Below are 8,317 nucleotides of genomic sequence, written 5' to 3' on the forward strand. Positions count from 1 at the left end.
TCAGACGTGTATAAGAGACAGTCTTCTCACAACCCGCAAGGGCTCCCAAGGCGAGGACCAGCGCGCCGGACGACAGCCGGAGCTGGCGGGTAGGACGACGGAACGGACGCAGCGAGAGAAGGTTCGGGTTCACGGCCCGGCCTTTAGCACATCCCCGCCGTGGTAGCGTGGTGCAATGACGGGCATGAAAGGCAAGGATTTCAAGCCTTTACGAGAGGAAATGGAGGACCGCTCTGCATCCAACCCAGGCGACTCGGGTGGACGGGGACTGCCGTGGCAACTGTGGCGTGAGATGCGGGGCGGCGCCGAGCACTTCCAGGCGGTGCGGGGCCAACTCCCCGTGGGCCGCATCCGCCAGTTCTTCTATGGCGCGAGCCTGCCCTTCCACATCGCGAGGACGACGCTGAAGGATCCGCCGACGCGGGCGCGCTACCTCCGGGTGACGGCGCTCCAGACGGCGTTCCTGCTGGCACTCACGGCGGGCTGGGTGGTGTGGAACCACGACGACACGCCGCCCCAGGAGGAGCGTCCGCCGAAGGTGTCGACGCCGGAGTCCCGGGCCCGGAGCCGCGAAGCCGAGGCGCGCATCGAGCAGCGGACCCGCGAACTCGAGGCCGTGCTCAAGGCGCGTGGCGGCCAGGACGCGCAGAAGGGCGACAACGCCGCCGTCGTCGCTGCGGTGGGCGCGCTCATCGCGGAGGCCGTCAACGCGGAGAAGGCGGGCGACGTCTCCGCGGAGGAAGCGGTGATCATCGCCGGAGACACGGTGGGGAAGGCCGGGGAGGACGCCGCCGGGACCTCCACGCCCACGACGGACGAGGACCCTGACAAGGAGACGGAGGACCCGAAAGAGGAGGCCGCGACGGAGCCGCTTCCCGCCGGCCTGCGCGAGGAGATCACCGCCACCGTGCGCGCCGCCCTCCAGGACGCGAACCGCGAAGCCGCCGAAGCGAAGGGGCCGCGCATCCAGCGCGAACCCCAGGAGAAGGGGTTCAACCTCGACGCGCCCCAGGTGCGTCACGGCATCCTCTTCCTGGGGAGCTGGGAGTTCTGGGTGGCGTTCTTCGGCTCGTTGAGCGTGGTGCAGTGGGTGATCGTCGCCCTGTCACGCGACTTCCACACGGTCATCTCCCGCGAGGCGAGCCTCGCCACCGGCGTGCCGCCCGAGGATCCGGAGATCCACCCGCGCGTGCGCCTCAACTTCCCGTGGATGCGGGCCAAGCTCCGCCGCCGCTGGCGGGCCTTCGTGCTCTTCGCGGTGGGCTTCCCGGCGCTGGCCGTCCTCACCACGCCAGTGTTCTGGAACAAGCCCGTGTTCACCACGCTCAGCACCCTCTGGGGCTTCTGGTGGCTCACCGTCTTCACCGCCGCCAAGAGCAACCGCGCCTGGGCATCGCCCGTCACGGACCGCCCCTGGTTCCTGCGCGGCTGGGCGCGGCTGGCGCAGACCGTGCCCTTCCTGGGCTGGGGCCCCTTCCACTGGTACAGCGGAGTGTGGACGCGCAAGACGGAGGGTGTCGGCGCGCCCATCGCGTGCGTGGAGCGTCAGCCGTGGGCCTTCGCGGGCCTCGCGGCGACGCGCTTCCTGGGCACCCTCCCGCCCTTCCGCTGCTTCACGCGGCCCTTCATCTCGGTGGCCTCGGCCCACCTGCTCAACCTGGACCCGAAGCAGCCGCCCGTCGGAGAGGGCCCGCCGCGACCGCGAAACGAAGGCGACTGACGCGAAGGCTCAGACGTCGGACGGGGCGTTGCCCTCGGGGGGCAGGCCGCCAATGCCCTCCAGCGGCACGTGCGGCTGCTGCGCGACGCCCAGCTCCAGCCGCTGGCCCGTCTCCCGCCGCGCGGGCAGGTCGATGACGCTCTGGAGCTGCTGGCTCACGGAGCGGAAGAAGCCCGTGAGCAGCTCCGGCCGGTCCGCCAGCAGGTCCAGGAAGTCGCGCCGGTCGATGACGAGCACGCGCGAATCCACGGCGGCCACCATGTCCGTGGGACGGGGCGCGCCGTCGAGCAGGCTCACCTCGCCGATGGCCTCCTTCGCCTGGAAGCGCAGCACGTGCTCGCCGTTGCGGAACGCGTCCACCGCGCCCTCGACGATGACGTAGAGCGCGTCGCCCGGGTCCCCCTGGCTGTAGAGGCGCTCGCCCGTGCGGTACAGGGCCTCGCGCGCCACCGCCGCGATGGCGGCGATGTCATCCACGTCGCTCTGCGAGAAGACGCTCACGCCTTCCAGCGCGAACATCCGTTGGACAATCGTGTCGCTCACTTCATCCTCCTGCGGGAGCACGTCCAGGCCGTTCACCCGCGCCACGTGGCGGGCACACGCGCGAAGCACCAGGTCCTCGCTCTGCACCAGCCCCGCCAGCCGCCGCCACAGCCGGCCCGGCGCTCCAGGCGGCAGCTCGCGGTGGTGGGCCTCCACCTGCTCCATCACCAGCTCGCGCTCCTCCACCGCCACCAGGTTCTCCAACAGCTCCAGCGCGTACGCGCGGCGCCGCGAGTCGGAGCCCACCAGGTGCTGGTGGATCCGCCGCATCGCCTGGGGCGGGTGCAGCAGGCCCAGGAGGAAGAACGACAGCTCCAGCGCCTGATCCAACCGGTCACCCACCGCGCGCGTGAGCAGCGACTGAGGACCTAGCGCCGCCTGCACGTCGCGGAAGGCCCCCACCAGCTGCCGGTACGTGTCGCGGCGGCGGCCCAGGGCCTCGTGGATGCGCTCCACGTCCACCGGGTGGTCCGGCTGCTCCTCGCGCAGGCGCGACAGCTGCGCGCCAATGCGGAAGTGCAGGCCCGCGTCGTCGCGCACGTTGGAGAACAGCAGCGCGTTGAGCGCCGCGGAAGAACCAATGCCGCGCAGCACGCGGGGCAGTTGCATGCGCATGGCCAGCGGCGCGGCCTTGTTGTTGAGCTGCAGCTCCAGGAGCGGCGTCACCGCGTCGCCCAGCTGCACCAGCGATTCACGCGCGGCCGGCCGCTCCTCGCGCCAGGTGAGGAATGGCAAGAGGCGCGGCGCCAGCTCCACGTAGCCGCCCTCCCCCACCGCCACCAGCGCCACGCGGCGCACGGAGATGTCCATGTCCTCCAGGTAGAGCGACAGCTGCCCCGCGAAGCGCGGATCCTTCAGCCGGCCCAACAGCCGCGCCACCTCGCGCCGCTCGGCCACGGGGGCATGGTCCCCCTTCGACAACAGCTCGCGCAGTGACTCCAGCGCCGCCGAGTTCACCTGCGTGCGCATCAGCGCGCCAATGGCCGCGCACCGCAGCCCCACGTCGTGGCTCGTCAGCAGCGGCGGCAGGAGCCGCTCCGCGCGCTCCGGGGACAGCCGCGCCAGGGCCCACACGGCCTGGTCGCGCGGACGCCGGGGCCCCTCCTCCACCAGCCGCTCCAGCATGGGCGCGAGCTCCCGCGCATCCATGTTCAGGGCCAGCGTCACGCCGCGCTCCTGCACGCGCTCGTGGGGATGGGCCAGGAGCGCGGCCAGATGCGGGCGCAGCGGCGCCTCCGCCTGCTCCAGCATGTCCACCGCGCGCAGCACGCGCTCCGGCGTGGGCGCACCCAGCGCCTCCACCAGCAGCTTCTGCGCCTCGCCGCCCAGCTCCACCTCTTCCTCTTCGTGCGCGCCCACCTGCTCGCCCAGCGCCGTGAGGTACGCGGGCTTGAGGCGCACGAGCAGCAGGCCCAGCGCGGCGCACAGCCCCACCACCGCCACGGCCATGGTGATGCCGTTGGCCCCGCGCCCCGCGCCGATGAGCAGCAGGCCCGCCAGCACCACGCCGCCCTTGCGCAACAGGCCATCCACCGCGCTGCGCAACCCTTCGCGCTGCTCGTCCGGCACCGCCGCGTAGAGCAGCTGGATGCCCACGGGCAGGATGGAGTAGCTGACCGCCGTCTCCACCAGCCGCAGCAGGTGCACCGGCCACAGCTGCCCGGTGGCCAGCGTGGCGCCGGCCAGCGGCGCGAGCACCACCGGCACCAGCGCCAGGTACATCAGCAGGCCCATGCGCTTGAGCAGCCGCTCCGCCACGAGCAGTTGGAAGGCCATGCAGAACAAGCCAATCCACAGCTGGAGCGAACCGAAGAGGGCCGCCAGCCCGTCCTCGCTCAGCGTGCCCTCCACGCGCAGGCGGAACAGGTAGTCCACGAAGGACGACAGCACCGCGAACGCGATGCCCAGCGCCGCGAGCACCTGCGCGTACGGACTCTGTCCCAGGTAGCTCCACGCCGGGAACCACGCCTGCAACGAGCGCGGACGCGAAGGCGGCGCCACCTCCGCCTTGTGCAGGTGGTGGTAGATGGCCCCCGCGGCCAGCAGGCTCACCGCGCCGCTGACGACGACGACGGGCGTGCCCAGCCGCACCGCCAGCGCCTGCACCAGCAGACCGCCCGCGATGCCGCCGCCCATGCCAAAGCCGTTGAGCACCGTGAACGCCCGCCGGGCCTCGCGCGCGTCGAACGCGGACGCCATCCGGCCCCAGAAGCGGAACGACACGAACGTGCTGAAGCAGTCCGCGAACAGGTACAGCGCCAGCGCCGGCATGCGCTGCCCCGCGGACAGCGCCGCCGCCAGCCCCAGCGCCAGCACCCCGCCCACGCCGGTGAGGATGCCAGGGGACTCCGTGGGTGCGCCGGGCCTGCCACGCGGCAGCAGCGTGAGCGTCGCCGTCATCAACGCGCCCAAGAGGTACAGGTACGGCAGCGCCTGCGACTCGAAGCGCGACAGCACCAGCGCGTTCGCCGCCGTCTTGAGCTGCGTCACCCCCGCGATGAGCGCGAACTGGAAGATGCCCGCGGGCAGAACGCGGCGGTTCCAGGATGAGGTGTCGGAAGAGGCCACGGGCTCAGGGAGTGCGGGCACGATAGCGTGGGGGCCCGCTATTCACGAATAACACTGTTCTGGCCGGCCCCGCACCTGCCCGCGGGAGGGACGGAGGCCGCTCGCCCGCCTGCCCCTGCGCGCCCTCCCAGCGTCCCTGATTCCTTGCGGCCCCCACGGAATCGCATGGCGGGCGCGGTGGGCACGGGGGCCCCGTGGCATACAGTGGCCTCCGTGACACCTGCTCCCGACGACACCCTGCTCGACGGCACCCACACGGTGCTGACCCCGGAGTACGTGGAGTTCCGCTTCACGCTCGCGGGCGTGTACTCGCGCTTCCTCGCGTGGCTGCTGGACGCCGTCATCGTCGGGGGGGCCACCGCGGGGGTGCTGCTGGTGCTGAACCTGGCGATGGGGGTGTTCCCGGGGTTCGCCAGCGCGCTGGGCATCGTCGTGTACTTCCTGGTGGACTGGGGCTACGGCATCACGCTGGAGACCGCCTGGGCCGGGCAGACGGTGGGCAAGAAGGCCCTGTCCCTTCGGGTCATCCAGGAGAGCGGGGTGCGCATCGGCTTCTACCACGCGGCGCTGCGCAACCTGGCGCGCGTCGTGGACCGGCTGCCGCTGCTCTACCTCGTGGGCGGCACCACCGCGCTCGTCTCGCGCTCGCACCAGCGGCTGGGGGACCTGCTCGCGGGCACCATCGTCGTGCGCGAGCGCCGCCTCAAGGTGCCCTCCGCCCTGGAGACGCGGGGCGACGAGGGGCTGCTCGCGGATCCGCTGTTCGTCTCGCGCGTGAAGCGGCTGTCCACCGAGGAGCGGGAGGTGGTGCTGTCCGCGGCCTTGCGGCGCGAGGAGCTCCGGATGGAGGCGCGGCTGCGGCTGTTCTCCGCGCTGGGCACGCGGCTGCAGGACTCGCTCGCGATGGAGAAGCCCGCGCACCTCTCGGATGAGAAGTGGACGCTGCTCGTCGCCGCCGCCCTGCTGCCCGCCCCGGGCCAGCGCCCGGGGCGCCCGGCACCGCCTAGAAGTACGCCGCCACGCCCACCGAGCCCGTCAGCGACGTCTGCGTATCCTCGTTGAGCGCGAGGTAGAAGTTGTACTGCCCGCGCACGCCCAGGCTCACCGTGTCGGTGACGAAGAAGTCCACGCCGACGTTGGGCCCCAGGCCCACGAAGTTGCTGACGCTGTCCTTGAAGACGATGAGGTAGCTGACGTCCGTGCCGATGTACGGACGGATGCTCTCCTCGAACAGCAGGTAGCGGATGCCCAGCGACGGGGCCAGGCCGATGACCCGCTTCTCCGGCGTGGCGTAGGTGTCCACCGGGAACAGCAGCTTCGACAGGGAGACCACCTCGAAGCCGTTCTCGATGTAGAGGCTCCCCTCCAGCCCGAAGAAGGGTGTCCCCTCAAGCCCCGCGGTTTTCTTGAAGTCCATGTAGCCCAGCGACAACCCCAGGCTGCGGTTGGAGAACTGGGCGTGGGCGGGGGCCGCGCCCAGCAGGGCGGCGAGCAGGCCAAAGGCACAAAGGTAGGTACGCATGGCGCGGCACTCTACAGCCGGCCTAACCCCTGGAAAACAGCGCTGATTCACGCGAAGGCCGGCGTTGCCTCGCGGGGTGGCGCTCTCCTACACTCGGGCGGCCATGCGTCTTCGCCGCCTCGTCCTCACGCTGACCGCCGCCGTCTCCCTGTCCACCACCGCGTGTCTCAACACGCCGCCCCCGCACGAGCGGGCGCTCATCAACAATGAGCTGTGCGCGCAGGAGATGGCCAACGGAAACCTCCCGAAGGCGGAGACCTACTGCAACCTGGGCCTGGAGTTCTCCCCCCAGTACGCGGACCTGTGGGCCAACAAGGGCCTCATCGCCATGTACTCGGGCAACAAGCCCAAGGCGAAGGAGTTCTTCATCAAGGCCCTGCGCTACAACCAGGAGCACCTGCAGGCCTACCAGAACCTGGGCGTCCTCTACCTGGAGGAAGGCGCCTACGGGAAGGCCCACGACAACTTCAAGCGCGCCCTGCAGGTGAACCCGGACAACCTGGAGTCGCGCTACGACCTGGGCCTCACCTACATGAAGATGGGCAGGGTGAAGGAGGCCCGCAAGGAGCTCAACACCCTGCTCGCCGTCAATCCCAACGTCGCCAATGCCCACCACAACCTGGGCATCATGGCGTACGAGGAGAAGGACCTGGAGACGGCCTTCGAGCACATCTCCCAGGCCGCCCAGCTCACCCCGGACTCCGCGGAGGTGTGGCACGACCTGGGCACGGTGCTGCTGGAGCAGAGCCGCTTCCCGGAGGCCCGCGAGGCCTTTGGCAACTGCGCCCGGCTGGATGACAAGAACTCCAGCTGCGTCAACAACCTCGCCGTCGCCCAGCGCAAGGCGGCCCTCACGGACTCCGCCCTCAAGGAGCTGAAGGACACGCAGACGGCGGAGAACAGCGCCCCGGCCATGTACCTGCTCGCGCGCCAGTACCGCGAGAAGGGCCTGCTCACCGAGGAGGAAGGCGCCTACCGCAAGTGCGTGAAGCTGGACGCCAAGTTCGCGCCCTGCCACTTCGGCCTCTTTCAAATCTTCTCGGACGCCCACAAGCAGACCCACGCCGAGGCGGCCTGCAAGAACTTCATGAAGTTTGGTACCTCCGAGGAATTCCCCACCGAGTATCAGGCGTGTGAGAGATTCCTGGCCAACGACTCATTCTAGCCGTCCCTTCGGGTAGCGACTCCACGCGATGAGCGTCCGTCTGACCGTCACGCAGCGCAGCGAGGCCGGAGGCGCCTCGGGCAAAGAGGTCGTCCTCGACGACCCCATCATCACCCTGGGGCGGGACAAGACCTGCCAGGTGGTGCTCCCGCAGCAGGCGGTGTCGCGCAACCACGCGCGCATCAGCCAGGAGGGGACGCTCTACTTCCTGGAGGACCTGGGCAGTGCCTACGGCACGAAGGTCAACGGGAAGGCCCTGCCGCAGGGGGAGAAGGAGCTCCTGCGCAACGGCGACATCATCGCCATCGCGCAGTTCGACGTGCGCTTCGACAAGGTCGTCGAGATGGCGCAGGACGTGAGCGACAAGACGTCCTTCCTCGCGCGCGGCAAGCTCAAGGACGTGCTGCGCGGCAGTGATGAGCGCTTCCTGCGCTACATGAACGGTCCCCGCGAGGGCCAGCGCATTGAAATCTCCGACGCGCAGGAGCACGTCTTCGGCCGCGACGAGAAGGAAGCCGACGTCATCCTCAAGGACGACCTCGTCTCGCGCCGGCACGCCAAGGTGCGCCGCGACTGGTCCGGCACGCACGTGGAGGACCTGGGCAGCCGCAACGGCATCAAGGTCAACAAGAAGCGGGTGAACCGCAAGGCGCTCAAGGACGGCGACGAGCTGGAGATTGGCGCCACGCGCTTCGTCTACGTGGACCCGGCCGAGCCGCCCGACGAGCCGGTGAGCCTCTCCTCGGAGGTGAGCCCCGTCAGCGCGCCAGCCCCCTCGCCCTGTCCCTTATACACATCT

6 protein-coding genes are annotated in these 8,317 nt (G+C 70.3%); 4 read left to right on the forward strand and 2 right to left on the reverse strand.

Annotation, left to right across the window (positions count from 1 at the left end; all coding sequences use genetic code 11):
* Positions 1-220: 220 nt before the first annotated feature.
* Positions 221-1,720: a hypothetical protein gene (locus D7X12_RS35915; RefSeq protein ID WP_147443898.1), complete on the forward strand. Its 1,500-nt coding sequence runs from the start codon at positions 221-223 to the stop codon at positions 1,718-1,720.
* Positions 1,721-1,729: 9 nt separating this feature from the next.
* On the opposite strand, the gene D7X12_RS35920 is transcribed toward D7X12_RS35915, so the two are convergent.
* Positions 1,730-4,831: a cyclic nucleotide-binding domain-containing protein gene (locus tag D7X12_RS35920; protein WP_120629719.1), complete on the reverse strand. Its 3,102-nt coding sequence runs from the start codon at positions 4,829-4,831 to the stop codon at positions 1,730-1,732.
* 165 nt (positions 4,832-4,996) lie between these two features.
* Here D7X12_RS35920 and D7X12_RS35925 point away from each other — a divergent pair, with 165 nt between their 5' ends.
* On the forward strand, positions 4,997-5,893 hold the full coding sequence (locus tag D7X12_RS35925; RefSeq protein WP_120629720.1) for an RDD family protein: 897 nt from the start codon (positions 4,997-4,999) through the stop codon (positions 5,891-5,893).
* Here the strand turns inward: D7X12_RS35925 and D7X12_RS35930 are convergent.
* Entirely contained in the window at positions 5,835-6,353 is a 519-nt protein-coding gene (locus tag D7X12_RS35930) for an outer membrane beta-barrel protein (RefSeq protein ID WP_120629721.1), read from the reverse strand. The genes D7X12_RS35925 and D7X12_RS35930 overlap by 59 nt on opposite strands.
* A 103-nt stretch (positions 6,354-6,456) precedes the next feature.
* Between D7X12_RS35930 and D7X12_RS35935 the strand changes: the two genes are divergently transcribed.
* On the forward strand, positions 6,457-7,518 hold the full coding sequence (locus D7X12_RS35935) for a tetratricopeptide repeat protein (RefSeq protein WP_208719494.1): 1,062 nt from the start codon (positions 6,457-6,459) through the stop codon (positions 7,516-7,518).
* A 28-nt stretch (positions 7,519-7,546) separates the two neighbouring features.
* On the forward strand, positions 7,547-8,317 hold a 771-nt coding region (locus tag D7X12_RS35940; protein ID WP_147443899.1), incomplete at its 3' end, for an FHA domain-containing protein.

The organism is Corallococcus sicarius (assembly GCF_003611735.1).
GTDB lineage: Bacteria > Myxococcota > Myxococcia > Myxococcales > Myxococcaceae > Corallococcus > Corallococcus sicarius.